15 protein-coding genes and 1 tRNA gene are annotated in these 15,647 nt (G+C 72.6%); 11 read left to right on the top strand and 5 right to left on the bottom strand.

What is annotated here, in order from left to right; all coding sequences use genetic code 11:
- Nucleotides 1–141: 141 nt before the first annotated feature.
- Nucleotides 142–2,211: a DHA2 family efflux MFS transporter permease subunit gene (locus ACFV9H_RS19085; protein ID WP_385399389.1), complete on the bottom strand. Its 2,070-nt coding sequence runs from the start codon at nt 2,209–2,211 to the stop codon at nt 142–144.
- 226 nt (nt 2,212–2,437) lie between these two features.
- On the opposite strand from ACFV9H_RS19085, the gene ACFV9H_RS19080 reads away from it, so the two are divergent.
- A complete protein-coding gene (locus ACFV9H_RS19080) occupies nt 2,438–3,403 on the top strand; it encodes a peptidoglycan-binding protein (RefSeq protein ID WP_385399386.1) in 966 nt (321 codons plus the stop codon).
- A gap of 147 nt (nt 3,404–3,550) precedes the next feature.
- Nucleotides 3,551–4,249 carry an HAD-IA family hydrolase gene (locus ACFV9H_RS19075; RefSeq protein WP_385399383.1) on the top strand — a complete coding sequence of 233 codons (699 nt, stop codon included), beginning with the start codon at nt 3,551–3,553 and terminating at the stop codon, nt 4,247–4,249.
- Between the two features lie 97 nt (nt 4,250–4,346).
- On the opposite strand, the gene ACFV9H_RS19070 is transcribed toward ACFV9H_RS19075, so the two are convergent.
- Nucleotides 4,347–4,928 (bottom strand): TMEM165/GDT1 family protein, encoded by a 582-nt coding sequence (locus ACFV9H_RS19070; RefSeq protein ID WP_385399381.1) that lies wholly within the window; start codon nt 4,926–4,928, stop codon nt 4,347–4,349.
- Nucleotides 4,929–5,435: 507 nt separating this feature from the next.
- On the opposite strand from ACFV9H_RS19070, the gene ACFV9H_RS19065 reads away from it, so the two are divergent.
- The 4 genes from ACFV9H_RS19065 (at nt 5,436) to ACFV9H_RS19050 (ending at nt 9,558) form a co-directional block, all read left to right on the top strand.
- Nucleotides 5,436–6,080 (top strand): HNH endonuclease family protein, encoded by a 645-nt coding sequence (locus ACFV9H_RS19065; protein WP_385399503.1) that lies wholly within the window; start codon nt 5,436–5,438, stop codon nt 6,078–6,080.
- A gap of 92 nt (nt 6,081–6,172) precedes the next feature.
- Nucleotides 6,173–7,843 carry an alkaline phosphatase D family protein gene (locus tag ACFV9H_RS19060; RefSeq protein WP_385399379.1) on the top strand — a complete coding sequence of 557 codons (1,671 nt, stop codon included), beginning with the start codon at nt 6,173–6,175 and terminating at the stop codon, nt 7,841–7,843.
- A 161-nt stretch (nt 7,844–8,004) separates the two neighbouring features.
- A complete protein-coding gene (locus tag ACFV9H_RS19055; RefSeq protein ID WP_385399377.1) occupies nt 8,005–8,628 on the top strand; it encodes a DedA family protein in 624 nt (207 codons plus the stop codon).
- 396 nt (nt 8,629–9,024) lie between these two features.
- The gene (locus tag ACFV9H_RS19050) at nt 9,025–9,558 is read left to right on the top strand and encodes a hypothetical protein (RefSeq protein WP_385399375.1); all 534 of its coding nucleotides are present in this window, start codon (nt 9,025–9,027) and stop codon (nt 9,556–9,558) included.
- Nucleotides 9,559–9,780: 222 nt separating this feature from the next.
- On the opposite strand, the gene ACFV9H_RS19045 is transcribed toward ACFV9H_RS19050, so the two are convergent.
- Together ACFV9H_RS19045 and ACFV9H_RS19040 are read right to left on the bottom strand one after the other, a co-directional pair.
- Nucleotides 9,781–10,011 carry a DUF2277 domain-containing protein gene (locus ACFV9H_RS19045; RefSeq protein WP_385399372.1) on the bottom strand — a complete coding sequence of 77 codons (231 nt, stop codon included), beginning with the start codon at nt 10,009–10,011 and terminating at the stop codon, nt 9,781–9,783.
- A 7-nt stretch (nt 10,012–10,018) separates the two neighbouring features.
- The gene (locus ACFV9H_RS19040) at nt 10,019–10,696 is read right to left on the bottom strand and encodes a hypothetical protein (RefSeq protein WP_385399370.1); all 678 of its coding nucleotides are present in this window, start codon (nt 10,694–10,696) and stop codon (nt 10,019–10,021) included.
- Nucleotides 10,697–10,792: 96 nt separating this feature from the next.
- Here ACFV9H_RS19040 and ACFV9H_RS19035 point away from each other — a divergent pair, with 96 nt between their 5' ends.
- Both ACFV9H_RS19035 and ACFV9H_RS19030 read left to right on the top strand, forming a co-directional pair.
- Nucleotides 10,793–12,046, top strand: a complete 1,254-nt coding sequence (locus ACFV9H_RS19035) for a TerD family protein (protein WP_385399367.1) — start codon at nt 10,793–10,795, stop codon at nt 12,044–12,046.
- Between the two features lie 46 nt (nt 12,047–12,092).
- A complete protein-coding gene (locus tag ACFV9H_RS19030; RefSeq protein ID WP_099895366.1) occupies nt 12,093–12,167 on the top strand; it encodes a 50S ribosomal protein bL37 in 75 nt (24 codons plus the stop codon).
- A 425-nt stretch (nt 12,168–12,592) separates the two neighbouring features.
- On the opposite strand, the gene ACFV9H_RS19025 is transcribed toward ACFV9H_RS19030, so the two are convergent.
- Nucleotides 12,593–12,667, bottom strand: a tRNA-Val gene (locus ACFV9H_RS19025).
- A gap of 111 nt (nt 12,668–12,778) precedes the next feature.
- Here ACFV9H_RS19025 and ACFV9H_RS19020 point away from each other — a divergent pair.
- The 3 genes from ACFV9H_RS19020 (at nt 12,779) to ACFV9H_RS19010 (ending at nt 15,619) form a co-directional block, all read left to right on the top strand.
- Nucleotides 12,779–14,023, top strand: coding sequence for a hypothetical protein (locus ACFV9H_RS19020; protein ID WP_385399364.1), 1,245 nt, complete (start codon nt 12,779–12,781; stop codon nt 14,021–14,023).
- A 202-nt stretch (nt 14,024–14,225) separates the two neighbouring features.
- Nucleotides 14,226–14,885, top strand: a complete 660-nt coding sequence (locus ACFV9H_RS19015; RefSeq protein ID WP_385399361.1) for a DUF4383 domain-containing protein — start codon at nt 14,226–14,228, stop codon at nt 14,883–14,885.
- Nucleotides 14,886–15,403: 518 nt separating this feature from the next.
- Nucleotides 15,404–15,619, top strand: coding sequence for a zinc ribbon domain-containing protein (locus tag ACFV9H_RS19010; protein WP_385399359.1), 216 nt, complete (start codon nt 15,404–15,406; stop codon nt 15,617–15,619).
- The last annotated feature ends 28 nt before the right edge of the window (nt 15,620–15,647 follow it).

Genomic DNA, 15,647 nt, shown 5'->3' with positions numbered 1-15,647 from the left:
GACGTCTGGCACGCACTCTCGCCGCACCGGGCGAAAGCCCAAGTACGTCCAGTACGAGGGCTTCCGCCCGGCACGCCGAGAGCACGCACCAGACGCCGCGGGGCCGCCCTTCGGGCGACGACGGGAATCTGACGACAGTCCCTAGCGCGCGGCGTGGTCCCGCCGGGGAGCGGCGTCGTAGGGCTCCTCGGCGTCGGATCCGCAGAGCTCCGAGTTGATCTCGCGCACCAGCTTGTCCAGATCGGTCGGGCGGTCGGGGCCCCACCAGTCGCCGAGCAGCTCGGCGAGGGACTCCTGACGGGCGGCGGCGAGCTTGCCGGCGGCCTCGCGGCCCTGGTCGGTGAGGACGAGCGGCAGCCCGTCGCGGACCGCGAGATGGCGTTCCTCGACCTGGCGGGCGGCGTCCGTGATGGCCTTCAGCGGCACGATGGTGCGTTCGGCGAGCAGCGCGGGTTCGGCGGACCCGTACTTGTTGATCCGCAGCAGCAGCCAGCTGGCGGCGGGCAGCAGGTCGTAGCCGGCCTTCTCGGTGATCTTCTCGTAGACGTGGCGGCGGCCCTCGCGGGTGCCGAGGACCGACAGCGCGCGGGCGACCTCGTCGTGGGAGGAGCGTTGGACGGGGTTGGAGGCGAGGGTCTCGGACACGTCGGGTGCGGTGACCGAGCCGCGGAGCTTGTCCTCCTTGAGGAACCAGGCGACCAGGAAGGCGAGGAGGACGACGGGCACGGCGTAGAGGAACACGTCCGTGATGGCGGAGGCGTAGGCGTCGAGGACCCGGGGGCGCAGCTCGGCGGGGAGTGCGGCGATGGCCCGGGGGTCGGCTTCGAGTTGCTTGGCGCCGGCGCCGGGCGGCAGCGGGACGCCGGCGAGGGCGGTGGCCAGCTTGTCGTCGAGCCGGTTGGTGAAGACCGTGCCGAAGATCGCGACGCCGAAGGAGGCGCCGATGGAGCGGAAGAAGGTGGCGCCGGAGGTGGCGACTCCCAGGTCGGCGTAGCTGACGGCGTTCTGCACGACCAGGACGAGTACCTGCATGACGAGGCCGAGTCCGGCACCGAAGACGAAGAAGTAGACGCTCATCTCCCAGGTGGAGCTGGTGCGGTTGAGCTGGTGCAGCAGGAGCAGGCCGACGGCGGTGACGGCGGTGCCGGCGATCGGGAAGACCTTCCAGCGTCCGGTGCGGCTGACGAGCTGGCCGGAGGCGGTGGAGGAGATCAGCATGCCGAGCACCATCGGCAGCATGTGGACGCCGGACATGGTCGGTGAGACGCCCTGGACGACCTGGAGGAAGGTCGGCAGGTAGACCATCGCGCCGAACATGGCGAAGCCGACGACGAAGCTGATCACCGAGCAGAGGGTGAAGGTGTGGATGCCGAAGAGCTTGAGCGGCAGGACGGGCTCGGCGGCCTTCCGCTCCACGAAGAGGAAGGCGACGAGCAGGACGGCGCCGAGGACGGCGAGGCCGATGATCCGGGCCGAGCCCCAGCCCCAGGTGCCGCCGAGGGAGGCGACGAGCACGAGGCAGGTGGCGACGGAGGCGATGAGGAAGGTGCCGAGGTAGTCGATGGTGTGCTTCGACGAGCGCACCGGGATGCGCAGGGCGGCCGCGATGACGACGAGGGCGACGAGACCGATCGGGAGGTTGATGTAGAAGACCCAGCGCCAGGAGAGGTGGTCCACGAACAGGCCGCCGAGGAGCGGGCCGAGCACGCTGGTCGCGCCGAAGACCGCGCCGAAGAGGCCCTGGTACTTGCCGCGTTCGCGGGGCGGGACGATGTCGCCGACGATCGCCATCGACAGCACCATCAGTCCGCCGCCGCCGAGGCCCTGCAGGGCGCGGTAGCCGATGAGCTGCGGCATGTCCTGGGCGAGGCCGCAGAGGGCGGAGCCGATGAGGAAGAGGACGATGGCGGACTGGAAGAGCTTCTTGCGCCCGTACTGGTCGCCGAGCTTGCCCCACAGGGGGGTGGCCGCGGTGGAGGCGAGCATGTAGGCGGTGACGACCCAGGACAGGTGGGCCATGCCGCCGAGGTCGCTGACGATGGTCGGCAGGGCGGTGGAGACGATGGTCTGGTCGAGCGCGGCGATGAGCAGGCCCAGCAGCAGGGCGCCGATGGAGACGAGTACCTCGCGGGATGCGCGCTCCGCGGTGGGGCCGGGGTTCTTCGGGCCGGGACCGGGGTCCGCGGCCTCCGTGGTCACATCCTGAGCCATCGACTCCTCCTCAGGCCGGATCAACATCTCCATCCTGAGCGGTGTGTCCGGTTATGGCCTGTCGGGCGGCTTGGGAGGGCCTTGACGCGTCTGGATAATCGCTGGCAGTGGCCAGGGAGGGATTCCAGTGAGCGGTGAACACTGTCCGAATTGCGGCGCCGTCGTCGGTGCCGGCTGCGGGTGTGCGCCGGATGTGGGGTTCAACCCCTTGCGCATCCGTCCGTACGTGACGTTGCCCGACCCCGGCGAGCCGGAGCCCCCGCTGCCCCCGCAGCCGGTGACGGGCGTGGTGGCCGCGGAGCCTCACAACGACACCCCGCCCTACGGCATACCCGTGGCGCCGTTGGCGCAGCCGTGGCCGGCCGCCCCGGAGCCTTCGGGGGACGCGTCGGAGACGGTCCAGCTCCCCACGGTCCCGGCGGCGGGCCCCGCTCCGGCGACCGCGGAGTTCCCGGCGGCGGGAGCGGACGCCCCGACGGCGGCGTTCCCGGGGACAGGAGCAGCCGCCGCGACGACGCCGTTCCCTGCGGCGGCGTTCCCGGCAGCGGAGACGGCCGCGTTCCCGGCGTTCCCGGACGCGGCAGCCGGAGCGGGTGCCGGGAGGGGCGGGGGCGGGGGCCGGGAGGAGCGGAGCGGCAGTTCTGCTCCCCGGCGGCTGTTGCCGCTGCTGCTGGGTGCGGCGGCGGTGGTGGCCCTCGGCGGGACGGCCCTCGCGGTGTGGGTGCTGCCGGAGCCCGCCGGCAGTGATACCGCCCTGCTGGACGCGAAGGCGTCGGCGCCCGCGGCGGTCGCCCCGGCCACGTCTTCGTCGGCGCCGGTCTCCGCAAGTGCGTCCGCCTCGCCCTCGGCCTCGCGTTCCGCGTCGCCGAGCCCCTCCAAGTCGCCGTCGCCGAGTGCGTCGCGTTCGGCGGCGTCGTCCGCTCCGCCGAGCCCGTCGGCGAGTGCGAGCCGTTCCCCCAGCCCGTCGAAGCCGCCGGCCGCGTCCGGTCCGACCCTGCGCTACGGGGACTCGGGTGCCGAGGTGGAGAAGCTCCAGCGGTTGCTGGCGGGTAAGGGGCTGTTCCCGTACAAGATCAACGGGAAGTTCGACTGGCGCGTGGAGAACGCCGTGTCGACCTTCCAGTACAACAACGACATCGACGAGGAGTGGGGCGTCTACGGTCCGATCACCCGCCGCGCCCTGGAGGGGTGAGGGCCGCGCCGTCGACGGCTTCGGCCGGCGATTGGCGTAGACCGCCCTCGTTTTGTATCGTGGAGGAACAAAGTGGTTCCGTCCTCACTCCCTGACCGGTGGACGGAACCACTTGTTCTCTTTTCCCGCCCGTCTGGAGCCCCGCCGATGTCCGCCGGCACCGCCAACACCACATCCGTCGTCCTCACCGCCAAGGCCCTGCTCCTGGACATGGACGGGACGATCGTCAACTCCGACGCGGTGGTCGAGCGCTGCTGGCACGACTGGGCGGTGTCCCACGGGCTGGATCCACGGGAGGCCCTGAAGGTGGTCCACGGCCGCCAGGGCTACGCCACGATGGCCGTGCTCCTGCCGGACCGCCCGATGGAGGTCAACCACGCGGAGAACGCGGTGATGCTCGCCCGCGAGACCGCCGACGTCGACGGCGTGGTCCCCGTGCCGGGCGCCCCGGAGTTCATGGCGGCGCTCGCCGACCTCCCGCACGCCCTGGTCACCTCCGCCGACGCGGCCCTGGCCGCGGCCCGGATGGCCGCGGCCGCCTTGCCGATGCCGGAGGTCCGGATCACGGCCGAGTCCGTCGGGGCGAGCAAGCCGGACCCGGAGGGCTTCCTCAAGGGCGCCGCCGCCCTGGGCGTGGCCCCGGCCGACTGCATCGTGTTCGAGGACTCGGCCGCCGGCATCGCCGCGGGCCGGGCGGCGGGCATGCGCGTCATGGGCATCGGCCCCCGCGCGGCCGCCCACACCCCAACGGCCCACGCCGAGGACCTCCGCTCCCTGCGGGTGACGGCGACCGCGGACGGGTCGATCGAAGTGACGGTGACGGTCACGGCGGTTCCCGCCGCCTGAGACCGGCTGCGGAAGCCTCGGGGGCGGGTTCCGAGCCGCCCACACATCGATCCGGCCACCGGATCGATGTGCTGAGCCCGCTCGACATCAAGGGCTGTCAGCCCGCGATCGCCTCGTACAGCGAGAACACCGCCAGCGCCGCCATCACCGCCGCCGCCACCTTGGTGATCAGCCGCAGCGGCACGTACTTCATCAGGGTGCGCCCTCCGAGGATGCCGATGCCCGCGACCGCCCACAGGGCCAGTACGGCGCCGAGGCCGACGGAGACGGGGTTGTCGTAGCGCGCGGCGAGGTTGGCGGTCATGATCTGGGTCAGATCGCCGAACTCGGCGACCAGGATCAGCATGAACCCGGCCCCGGAGACCTTCCAGAAGGACTGGTCGGCGGGCGGCTTGACCTCCTCGTCCTCGTCGTTCTTCTTCAGGAGCAGCATCGCCGCGCCCGCGAGGAAGAGGACGCCCACGACGGCCTGGACGAGCCGGTGCGGGAGCAGGGTGAGCACGCTGCCCGCGGCGATGGCGAGCGCGACATGCACGGCGAAGGCGGCGGCGACCCCCGCGAAGACGTACGAGGCGCGATAGCGGGTGCCGAGCATCAGGCCGGCGAGGGCCGTCTTGTCGGGGAGTTCGGCGAGGAAGACGACGCCGAAGGCGATCGCCGTGACGCTGAAGCTGAACACGGGGGTGGAACCTCAATCGGTCGGGCAGGACGCCATCGGTACCGAGAGACCTGGGGTGTGTCAGGGGTCGCTTCGGCTCGGCGGCGCCCTGGGTTGCGTACGCGCGCACGAACGCGCTTCCGCATGAACAGGACACTGCGGCCGAAGGTCTCGCCGGCCGACCGCTGTCCGCGGCCTGCCTCCGGGCGCCGGCTGGGGTGACCCAGCAGTATGTCGACGGTCCGGCGAAGAGCTACTCCCCTTCTGCTCCGTACAGGTTACGGGACACCCGCGCGGGCTCGTAATGGGCCTTTGGTCCCGAACGCCCCAGCCGCACTCCTCCCCTCATTGCGGAATCTCAACTTCCGTTTGAAACAAGGGGACTTGTATGACTTGATGTGACGTGCACATGTCGCCAGGCTGTCACCTGGTGCCCACCCCAGCGAAACCCGGCGCCGACAGCATGGCCGCGGCCCGCCGGGGCCGCACGGTCACATCCCCCCACCCAGGGAGCCCCTCATGGCACTCATGCCCAAGTTCTACGCGCGTCGAATTGGCGTGCTCGCGTCAGCTGCGGCGATAGCCGCGCTCACCTCCCTCGTCAACGCGCCCACCGCCCAGGCCGCCCCGCCCACCCCCATCAGCGCCTCGGCCGCCCGCGCCTACCTGGCGACGGTCACCCCGCGGGCGGAAGGCTCCAGCACCGGCTACAGCCGCGACCTCTTCCCGCACTGGAGCACCGTCTCCGGCGCCTGTAACACCCGCGAGACCGTCCTGAAGCGGGACGGCGTCAACGTCGTCCAGGACTCCTCCTGCGCCGCCGTGAGCGGCAGCTGGTACTCCGAGTACGACGGCGCCACCTGGACCGCCGCCTCCGACCTCGACATCGACCACGTCGTCGCGCTCTCCGAGGCATGGCGCTCCGGGGCCAGCTCCTGGACCACCTCCAAGCGCCAGCAGTTCGCCAACGACCTCACGCGCCCGCAGCTCATCGCGGTCACCGACAACGTCAACCAGGCCAAGGGCGACCTCGACCCCGCCGAATGGCTGCCCTCGCGGACCGCCTACCGCTGCACGTACGCGCGCATGTGGGTCCACGTGAAGCAGTACTGGGGCCTGAGCATGGACTCCGCCGAGAAGACGGCGCTGGTGAACGTCCTGAGCGGCTGCTGATCTTTCCATCGTCTCTCCCCCGCCAGGGGGAGGCGCGGCTCCCCCTCCTCGTCGTACCGTGATCCAAGGGGATACGGAGGAGGGGGAGTTGCATGGCCGGACTGCGTCTGGGGCCACTGCTGCGCCATGTCGACTGGGACACGGGCCGGTCGGCCACCATCTGGGTCGAGGCGGACCGCCCGTGCACGGCCGAGGTGCGGTGCGCGGACGGGGCGGGCGGCAGCGTGCGCACCTTCCAGATAGCCGGCCATCACTACGCGGTGGTGCCGGTGACGGGCCTGAGCCCGGGGGCGGTGACGGAGTACGAGGTGCTGCTCGACGGGGTGCGCGTGTGGCCGCTGCCCGACAGTCGCTTCCCGGCGAGCACGATCAGCACTCCGGCCGTGACGGGCTCGGCGGTCTCCGGCCGGCCCGCGCCCGGGGTGCGCGTCACCTTCGGCTCCTGCCGGCAGGCCGCGCCGCCCGCCGGACGGCACGGGCGGCACGGCCCGGACGCCCTCGACACCCTGGCGGCGCGGCTCGCGGAGGACCCTGAGGCGGTGCGTCCGGACGTCCTGCTGCTGCTCGGCGACCAGGTGTACGCGGACGCGCTGTCGGAGGAGACCCGGAAGTGGCTGGCCGCCCGGCGGGATCTGCGGGAGGCACCGGGCGCGCAGGTCGCGGACTACGAGGAGTACACGCGGCTCTACTACGAGTCCTGGCTCGATCCGGAGATCCGCTGGTTGCTGTCGACCGTGCCGAGCCTGCACATATTCGACGACCACGACGTCATCGACGACTGGAACACGAGCGCGGCCTGGCTGGCGGAGATGCGGGCGACTCCGTGGTGGCAGGAGCGGGTGCTCAGCGGGCTGATGTCGTACTGGGTCTACCAGCACCTGGGCAACCTCTCGCCCGCCGAGCTGGAGGCCGACGCGCTGTACGGGGAGATACGGCGGTCCCCGGACGGTACGGATGCGCTACGGGCCTTCGCCTCGGCGGCGGACGCCGATCCGGGCACGGTGCGCTGGAGCTACCGCCGCGACTTCGGCCGGACCCGGCTGCTGATGGTGGACACCCGGGCGGCGCGGGTGCTGGCCGAGGACGGGCGGGCCATGCTCGACCCGGCGGAGGGGCAGTGGCTGCGTGACAACGCCCTCGCCGGGCACGGCGGTTACGACCACCTGCTGATCGGGTCCTCGCTGCCGTGGCTGATGCCGCCGCTCATCCACGACGCCGAGACATGGAACGCCGCATTGTGTCGTGGGGAGCGCGGGCCTCGGTGGGCGCGGATCGGCGAGGACCTGCGGCGGCGCAGCGATCTGGAGCACTGGGCGGCTTTCCCGGCCTCGTTCGCGATGCTGACGGACCTGATCGAGGAGGTGGCGACGGGCCCGCGGGCGCCCGCGACGGTGGCGGTCCTGTCCGGGGACGTGCACCACGCCTACGTCGCCGAGCCTCGAATACCCACGACGGCACGGGTGTTCCAGCTGACGTGCTCGCCCGTGCACAACTCCATCCATACCGTCGTGAAGTGGGGCTTCCGGCTGGGCTGGTCACGGGCGGGGCGGTGGCTGGGCCGCGGCTTCACCCGCCACGGGCGCACGGGCCGGCCACCGGTCAGTTGGCGGCGCACGGGCGGACCCTGGTTCGGGAACCAGCTGATGACACTGACCCTCTCGGCCCGGACGGCGCGACTTCAATTGCAGCAGGCGCGCAAGAAGAGCAGGAGCAGTGCCCGGCTGGTGACCCTGCTGGACCGGGAGCTCACCGAGGCGGCATAGCCGGTGGTGCAGTTGACACACCTGAGGTGAGGGGCGGCCCCGGGGGTTCAGGAGGCGGCCGCCGGGCGTACGCTGTATGGCTGTCAGCCGCTCCTGCCGCTCCCCCGCGACGTCGCGGCGCTTCGTGCCGCAGCACGTCAACCGGACTGGGGAGTCCCGCCTTGTTTGAGACGCTGGGGTCGCTGACCGCGAGCCCATGGATCTACGCCGTGGTGGCGGTGTCCGTCGTGCTCGACGTCTTCCTTCCGGTACTGCCGAGCGGGGTCCTCGTGATCACCGCGGCGGCCGCGGCGGCGGCCGCGAGCGCGGCGGGGCCCGTACCGGTGACCACCCAGGTGCCGGACATCCTCGCCCTGCTGGTGATCGCCACGACCGCGTCGGTGCTGGGTGACATGGCGGCGTTCCGACTGGCTCGGCGCGGTGGGGCCCGGTTGGACCGCGCCATCGCCCGCTCCCGGCGGCTGACCCGGGCCCATGAGCGCCTGGGCACGGCCCTGGCCCGTGGCGGCGGCGCCCTCGTCGTGATCGCCCGCTTCGCGCCGGCCGGCCGCTCGGTGGTGTCGCTGGGCGCGGGCAAGACCCACCGCAAGGTGAAGGACTTCCTGCCGTGGTCGGTCCTGGCCGGCATGGCCTGGGCGGGCTACAGCGTGGCCCTCGGCTACTTCGGCACCCAGTGGCTCGGCACCCAATGGCTCGGCACCGCCGTCTCGGTGGTGGCCCTCTTCGCAGCGGGCGCCCTGGCCGCCTTCCTGGTCCGCCGCCCCCACCCCGCGACGGCTTCGTAGCCACCCCCGGGGAAACCGACCCAACCAGCACACGCACCCCACCGCAGGCGCCGAGCCGAGCCGAGCCAAGGCCCCCCAGGCAGCCAAGCCGGGTCGGCACACGGCCCCGCCGCCGGGACGGCCGAGCCGTCGGGCGGGGCTACCGGCATTCCGCGACTCGACGCGACACAAGAAGCCGGGACGACACGGGCCTGGACGGCACAGACCGGCAGGACACGGAACGGCACGCCGCAGGCGCTCGGCTCCCCCGGGCGGAGCAGTGGCTCACCCGTTCACCCGGCCCCGCGCGCCACGCCCCGGTCGGGCTCCTAGCGTCCAAGACACGGTGCGCAACCGAATCCGCGTCACATCCGTGCCCTGGCCGCGCCGTTTCGAGGAGCCCGAGGAGTTCTCTCCATGCACGCCAAGCCGCCGCACGCCGCACCCCCCGCCCAGCCCCACCGCGCCCGTCACGGCGCCCGCCGTCGCGTCGTGGCCGTCGCCGCCGCGGCCCTCGCCGTCGCGGCCGTCACCCCCGCCACGCTCGCCTACGCCTTCCCCTCCGCCACCGTCTCCCCCAGCACCGTCGCCCCCGGCGGCCGCGTCGCCCTCAACGTCGAGGGCTGCGGCACCAGGACCGCAAGGGCCTCCTCCACCGCCTTCGGCGACGTACGGCTGACCGCAGGCAACCTGGACGCCACCAACCTCTTCGGCAGCGCCACCGTCTTCCGCAACGCCTCCACCGGCACCCACCGGGTCCTCTTCGAGTGCGGCGGCCCCGGCGGCGAGCGCGTCACCGTCTCTCTGCAGGTCATCTCGGGCGCCGCGCGCGGCGGGACGGGCGGCAGCATCGGATCCATGAGCCTGGGTCAGATCGCCGCGGGCGGAGCCCTCACGGTCGGAGCGCTCGGCGCCGGGGTGTGGCTGCTGCGCCGCCGTTCGGCCTCCTGACATCCCCGCCCTTCCCCTCCCCCATCGCGGGGGTGGCCGTTGGTCCCGTCCCGCTCGGGCCCTTCCCCACTCCCGCCCCGCTCTGTCCCCTGCATCCTCCGCTACGGCGCGTCCCCGCCTTCCGCGAGGCGGCCCTGCGCGGGGCCCGCACGGCACGGCCTGTCCGGTGGAGGGCGCCGGTGCCCGCGGCAGGCGGCGCGTAGCAGGCTCGCTCGGCCGGCGTCAGGCCGAGACGGCGGCGGTCTGCCCCCGTACCTGGAGGCCGTCGAGCAGCGCCGCCGTGGCCTCGGCGACGGCGTCCACGGCCGCCTCGAACACGTCGTGGTTGTGTGCGGCGGGCGCCCGGAATCCGGACACCTTGCGTACGTATTGCAGGGCGGCGGCGCGGATCTCCTCCTCGGTGGCCTTCTCGGGGATGGCGGGCGGGCGCAGGGTCTTAATGGAACGGCACATACCTCCACTATGCCGGGGGCAGTTCCGCCCCGGACAGCTTCATGATGAGCCCGGCCTGGATCCGTCCCCGCAGTTCCCGGTCCTCGACCGCGTCGAGCAGCCCGATGACCTGCTGCATCGTCTCCGCGGCCCGCCGGTCGTCGCGCAGCGAGGCGGTCTGTGCGGCCATGTGCCGGAGCGCGATGTCGGCCCGCCGGTGGAACAGCTGCCCGATCAAGGTCACGACCAGCCCCACCGAGCCGGTCACGATCCCGAGGTACAGGTCCCCGCTGCTCTCGGCCTTCCACACGGCCAGGCCCACCCCGAAGAGCAGGATCAGCGCCCCCACGGCGGCGAACAGCTGGCTGGTCGCGAAGCTGCTCCGGGCCTGGGTCAGCCCGTAGGCGTAGTACTCGACGAGGAGCGGCGTGAACTCGTCCCGCCGATCCCCCACTTCCGCCACGGGCGGCCGTACGGCGCCCACGTCCTCGAACTTCGACGCCCCCGGCCAAACCCCCGTCCCAGGCCTGGGCACAGGCACGGCCACGGGCGCGCCCGTGCCCCCCGCCTCCACCAGCCGGGCGAACAACCGCGCGCGCTCCTCCTCCCGCCGCCGTTCGAACGCCTTCCCCCGGGCCCGCTCCAGCACCACGAGCGCCACCACCACGACCCCGGCCGCCCCACCCCACACCAGCCACTCGCCCATCCCCCGACGATCGCATGTGCCCGCAACGCGGCCAAGGGGGCGGAGCCCTGTGGCACAGTGGCCGGGGCGGTCTCCAACGCGTGGGGGTATGCGGGTATGACGGTGCTCGGCAAGGGTGGCAACACGACCATCGCGGCGGAGCGGATCACCGCCTCGCTGCACTGCGCGGGCGCCCCCGTGGACCTCAGCGCCCTCCTCGTCGCGGCGGACGGCAGGGTCCGGTCGGACGACGACATGGTCTTCTACAACCAGCCGTCGGCCGAGTCCGACGCGGTCCGCCACGTCGCCGCCGACGCCTCCGGGCCCGAACGCATCGAGGTGGATCCGGCCGCCCTGCCCGCCGACGTGGACCGGGTGGTCCTGATCGCGAGCTGCGACCCCGACGACGCCACCCGCACCTTCCGCGAAGTGAGGGACGTACGGGTGCGGGCCGCCCAGGCCGGCGCGGAGCCGGTGGAGTTCCTCCCCCCGCCGCTCACCGACGGCGAACGGGCCGTACTGCTGCTGGAGATCTACCGCCGCGGCACCGGCTGGAAGCTGCGCGCCATCGGCCAGGGCTACGCGGAGGGCCTGGCGGGCCTGGCCACGGACTTCGGCGTATCCGTGGCGCAACCACGGCCCGAGCCGCCCCCCGCACCCACGCCCCCACCGGTACCCACACCCGCACCGACCCTGAACCTGCTCAAGCCTCCCCTGGGCAAAATCAGCCTGGACAAGGGCGGCCAGGCCTCCATCAGCCTGGACAAGCAGGACCGCGAGCTGGTGGTCACCGCCACCCTGGAGTGGGACGGCGGCAGCGAGCAGCGCCGCAAGCGCGGCGCCGACCTCGACCTCTACGCGTTGTTCGTACCGGCCTCACAGGTCCGGCCCGGCGCCGCGGAGCCCGGCACCCTCGTCCGAACGGGCCCGAGCTCCCCCAAGAACACCGAAGCCGTCTACTACAAGACCCTCGGCTCACTGCACGAACCCCCGTTCATCAAACTGGACGGCGACGCGCGCGAGCCCGGCTGCGAAACCGTCCGCATCACCCGTCCCGAGCAACAGGGCTACGTCCTGCTCTGCGCGTACTCGGCCGTCAGCAACGGCTTCGGTTCCTTCCGCAGCTTCGGCGCCCACGTGGTCGTCACGGACGGGCGCGGCTCCACGGTGACCGTGCCGCTCTACGAGAACACGAAGACCCGCTACTGGGTGGCCATCGCCCTCGTCGACTTCACGGCCCCGGACGGCGTCGCCATCCGCCACATCGAGGCGTACAGCGCCCGCATGACGGAGCGCCGACCGGTCCTTCACGCGGACGGCACCATCCAGATGAACGGCGGCCCGGTGGAGTTCAAGCGCCCCGGAACCTAGACTGACGGAGCCATGAAAGATCCCCGAATGCAGGGAGATGTGCAGTATGGCCAAGCGAGGTAACAAGAAGCGCGCCCGCAAGAAGAAGAAGGCCAACCACGGCAAGCGCCCCAACGCCTGACGCAAAAGGCCTCCCGCCAAAACGGACGGGGGGCCTTCGCGTTGCCGCGGAGAGCACTCGGCGCCCGCGACCGCGACCTCGCCGAATCCCCTGCCACGGGCCCCCGGAACGGGCAGGATTGGGCGGCCTCAGCCATGGAGGGGGCGCACAGTGGGGCACGACGATGCGCGGGCCGGCCGCCCGCGCACTATGCGCAGGAGCACGAACGGCACGCCGCCGAAGCCCGCTTCGACCGCTACCGACGATCCGGCGCGAAGCTCCCTGCGGGCGGCGGCGTTCCGGCCCTCGCCCCTCGACACCAGGCAGCCCTCGACCGCTTCGTCCAACTCCCGGCGACGGGCACCTGCGACTCGTGCGACTGAGCGGCCAGGCCCGGATCCGGATGCGAAAGGCCCCCCGCCATGATCGGCGGGGGGCCTTCGCACTGGTGGGCGCGGACGGTTTCGAACCGCCGACATCTGCTTTGTAAGAGCAGCGCTCTACCCCTGAGCTACGCACCCGTGGATGAGTGGACAGCCTACATGGCGGGCGCACCCCCCACGCAAACCCGTTCCCGTGGGGGAGAATGGACCGGGGCACGGCTGGCGCGGACGGGGTACGGGAGTGGGATTGTGACGACGGCATCCCGGCGGTGGTTCGGCGGGCGGGACGAGAGTCGGCGGGCCGACGCGCAGGCGGCCAAGGATGCCGCCGCCGCGGCGTTCTACGAGCTGGACACCGCGCAGCGGGATCTGCGGATCTCCATCGAGACCATCGCGGCGGCCGACGGGTCGCCCGCCGCGCGGCAGGCGAGCGAGGGGTTCGCGGAGCTCGGGCGGCGGATCGATCAGGTCAGCCATGTGTACATCGAGGCGGTGGACGCACACGACCTGGACCGGGCGGAGCTGGAGGCCTCGGTCGCCGCGCGGGCGAGGGAGCAGCTGACCCGGGCGCGGGATGAGCTGGTGCGGGTCAAGGGGGAGCTGGACCGGTTCGCGCAGGGGCTGCAGCCGCTGCTGGACAAGGCGGAGACGCAGTTGGCGCGGGTCGCGCCGGCCCGGGAGCGGGCCAAGGCGGCGCTGATCGGGGCGAGCGACGCGCTGGACGCCGTACGGGCCAAGGGGATGCGGGCCGACGACCTGGCGGCGCGGCTCGCCGCGCTGGGGCCGGAGCTGACCAAGCTGAACCAGGGTGCGGCCCTGCACGGCGTGCAGGAGACGGTGCAGCGCGCGGACCGGATCCTGCGGGACGCGGAGGGGATACGGGTCGAGGCGGAGCGGCTCCCGGAGCGGGCGGCGGAGATCGACCGGCGGCTGGTGAGCCTGCGTACGCGGGCGCAGGCGTTGCGCAACCGGGCGGAGCGGGTGGATCCGGTGCTGAGCGAGCTGCGGAGGAGGTTCTCGGCGGCATGCTGGCAGGACCTGCAGCACGTGCCGGATCAGGCGGTACGGGACGTCGCGGACGCGGAGGACCGGCTCCACGAGGCCGCCCGGGCGCGGGACGAACAGCGCTGGGCCGAGGTGGGGGTGCTGATCGATGCCGTGCGGGCCTCGCTGGAGGCGACCGACGAGGCGGTGTCGGCGGCGCAGGACCGGCTGACCCGGCTGGAGGCGGTGGCGCGGGATCCGCAGGCGGAGGTGGACCGGACCAGGTTCGCGATCCGGGACGCGCAGCGCCTGGCGATGGCGGGCCGCAGCGTGCCCGACCCGCGGCACGCGCGGCCGCTGGACGAGGCGGTGGCACGGGTGGGGCGGGCGTTGGCCGGGCTGGAGGGGCGGCATCCCGACTACTGGCACTTCCTGCAGGAGATGGAGGAGGTCCGGGTGGCGGTGGGCCGGGTGGTGTCGGAGATCCGGGACCAGCGCGCCGCGGGGTGAGTGGGGCCGGATTTGTCCGGGGGTGGGTGGCGGCGGATGCTGGAGGTGCCGGTGGTGATGATGGTGCCCCGGTTGCCTGCGTCACCCGGTTGCCGGGAGCGGAGCAGAGGAGGCCGGAATGGCTGCCCATGCTTTTCACACGTCCCACGATTCCCACGGTTCCCGTAGGAATCGTGCCGCCCGTGCGCGCCAGGCGCCTCCTGTGGCGCATGAGTCCTACGTGCCCCACGCGCTCTACGGGTGCACCGAGCCCCACGAGCACTATGCGCCGTACATGCCGCACGAGGGCGGTGCGCCCAGCGCACCGAAGGTCTCCCACCACTGGTTGCAACGCGCTCTGCACCCCGTCAACGCCCGGCTCGACGAGCACCTGCCCGCCGACCACAAGCTCAGCAAGATCTACCGGGTCGGCGCCGGGCTGACCGGGCTGCTGCTGGTCGCCTTCGGCATCCTGGGGCTCGTCGATCGCATCGGGTTCTTCGACACCGGCGGCGACACCGTGCTCGCGCTGAACACCAACGGCGCGCTGAGCGTCCTGTCGATCTGCATCGGAGGGCTGCTGTTCGTCGGCATGGTGATCGGCGGAACGTTCGCCTCCACCCTGAACATCGTGCTCGGGGTGGCGTTCATCCTGAGCGGCTTCGTGAACCTGGCCCTGCTGGACACCGGGTTCAACTTCCTCGCCTTCCACATCCAGAACGTGCTGTTCAGTTTCGTCGTCGGCGTGATGCTGATGTGGTTCGGGATGTACGGGCGGGTGGGCAGCGCCCTGCCGCACGACAATCCGTACTGGCGCGCCCGCCACCCCGAGCAGGCGGCCCGGGAGCAGCGGCCGGCGGTGGGCGCGCACGGCGGCCGTTGACGATCACGTCGGCGTTCGGTCCCGGGTGCGTTCCCGCCCCCTCCGCCGCGGCCGGCATGATCTCGACGTAGGCGGCCGGCACCTTCGCCCCGCCCAGCCGGTCCCGCGTCTCGTCCGCCGCTCCGCGGATGGCCGCCACGGCCGCCTCGACCCTGCCCTGGGCCGGCCGCAGCTGTGCCAGTCCGGGCTGCGGCGGGTGGCCGCACAGGCCGGCCCGTCAGGAGCAGCGGCAGGGCCGGCCAGAACGCACAGCGCACCGCCCGGGCCTCGCCGCCGAGGCGGAGGTACGCGTGGTGCGCCCGCTCCATCGCCGTCTCGCTCTCGGGGTCGCATCCGGCCAGGTGGGCGGCGACGGCGTGCCGTACGAGGTCGTGGGGCGGGAGCGGCTCCTCGTGGTCGTCCCGCCACGCCTGGCGGTCGGAGGCGTCCCGAGCCCGTCCGAGTTCCGCGACCACGTCCATGGCGCCTCGCGCTCACGGACCGTGCCAGGTCGGCCGGACACCGCCTACCCTGTGCCCATGCCTCGATACGAATTCCGCTGCCGGACCTGTGACGACACCTTTGAGGTCAGCCGGCCCATGGCCGAGTCGTCCGCGCCCGCAGACTGCCCCGCCGGTCACGCCGACACCGTCAAGCTGCTGTCCGCCGTCGCCGTCGGGGGCACCAGCAGTGCCCCCGCGCCCGCGATGGGCGGCGGGGGCGGCGGCTGCTGTGGTGGGGGTGCCTGCGGCTAGGGCGTGACGTCCGGCCTGATCCGAAAGA

The sequence above is a fragment of the Streptomyces sp. NPDC059874 genome, assembly GCF_042731135.1.
Lineage (GTDB): Bacteria > Actinomycetota > Actinomycetes > Streptomycetales > Streptomycetaceae > Streptomyces.
The sequence above is the reverse complement of the archived record's forward strand: the minus strand, read 5'-3'. Positions and strand labels throughout refer to the sequence as shown.